Origin of the sequence: Dapis hubbardiae BLCC-M172, assembly GCF_050016015.1 — a bacterium.
Classification (GTDB): Bacteria; Cyanobacteriota; Cyanobacteriia; order Cyanobacteriales; family Microcoleaceae; genus Trichodesmium.
Genome location: NZ_JBNHEQ010000161.1, coordinates 35,375 through 36,758, shown reverse-complemented (window position 1 = coordinate 36,758; position 1,384 = coordinate 35,375). Strand labels below are relative to the sequence as shown.

Below are 1,384 nucleotides of genomic sequence, written 5' to 3'. Positions count from 1 at the left end.
AGTCTGAAAACTAAGACGTTATAGTTTTATCCATCATTTCTCAGAAATTTCGACTCAGACTTGAATCTGCGTTAAATAATTATCAATAAACTAGAAAAAAGACCAGTCTGAAAACTAAGACGTTATAGTTTCATCCACCATCTCTGATAAATTTTAAAATTTTTGATTCAATACCTTTCAAGAAATCGGAAAAATTCCCATATTGATTAACTAATTCCTAATATCTCCCTTAAACTGAAGACCAATTTTTCCAGGGATTTTTCGATAAATTAGAATTAGAATATCTTTGATCGTGAGAAACTTCCTCCCCTATCCATTCAGGTAATTCAACTTTTTGATTCTCATCATTAAGTTCAACCTCAGCCATAATTAAACCCTGATTATCCCCAGAAAACTCATCAACTTCCCAAATAAATTCACCATGATCAACCTTATATCTAACCTTTTGAATTAAAGGTGAACTACATAAACTATTCAACATCTCTTCAGCATCTTCAATTGGAATTTCATACTCATATTCCGATCTAGAATTACCAAAACTAGGTCCTTTAATAGTTAAATAACCTTTATCCCCTGCCACTCTAGCCCTTAATGTTATACCATCTTCTGTAGACATATAACCTTGACGATAAACTTGCCCAACAGCATTATTTCGCCAGCCATTACCTTTAACCAAAAACTTGCGTTCTATCTCTATTGCCATTTCAATACTTCAGAAATCTTGAGAATTAACATATAGTATAATAGACATCTGGTGAAAATCCAGAATAAAATTGATTCTTATCCATAAATTATCAATTATTTATCCCTGTTCCCTGTTCCCTCTTTTCTGAATGATTATAATTATAATGGGAGTTTCTGGTGCTGGTAAATCTACTATTGGAGAATTACTAGCAAAATCTCTAGATTGGTATTTTTTTGATGCCGACTCTTTTCACCCTCAAGCTAATATCAAAAAAATGAGTAATGGAATTCCTTTAAATGATACTGACCGAATTCCTTGGTTAGAAAAAATACGAAATGTAATTGATGAATGGTTACAAGATAATAAAAATGTCGTATTAGCTTGTTCTGCTCTTAAACAAACTTATCGTAATTCCCTTATAAAAAATACAGAAAATGTCAAAATAGTTTATTTAAAAGGGTCTTTTGATTTATTTGCCCAAAGACTAACAGCTAGAAAAAATCACTTTATGAAACTTGAGATGCTCCAGAGTCAATTTGATGTTCTAGAGGAACCAAAACAAGCAATAATAGTAGATGCTGGAAAATCTCCAGAAGATATTGTCAATTATATTAGACATCTCCAGGGAATAGGGAATAGGTATGGAGGGAATAGGGAATAGGGGAGAAATAATTGATTACTTGTCTAGGATATATAGAT

2 protein-coding genes are annotated in these 1,384 nt (G+C 31.8%); one reads left to right on the top strand and one right to left on the bottom strand.

What is annotated here, in order from left to right; translation table 11 throughout:
- Positions 1-229: 229 nt before the first annotated feature.
- Complete coding sequence (locus tag ACP6PK_RS14210; protein WP_426560156.1) at positions 230-703, bottom strand: CYTH domain-containing protein; 474 nt, start codon at positions 701-703, stop codon at positions 230-232.
- 130 nt (positions 704-833) lie between these two features.
- Between ACP6PK_RS14210 and ACP6PK_RS14205 the strand changes: the two genes are divergently transcribed.
- Positions 834-1,346: a gluconokinase gene (locus ACP6PK_RS14205; protein ID WP_094671305.1), complete on the top strand. Its 513-nt coding sequence runs from the start codon at positions 834-836 to the stop codon at positions 1,344-1,346.
- The last annotated feature ends 38 nt before the right edge of the window (positions 1,347-1,384 follow it).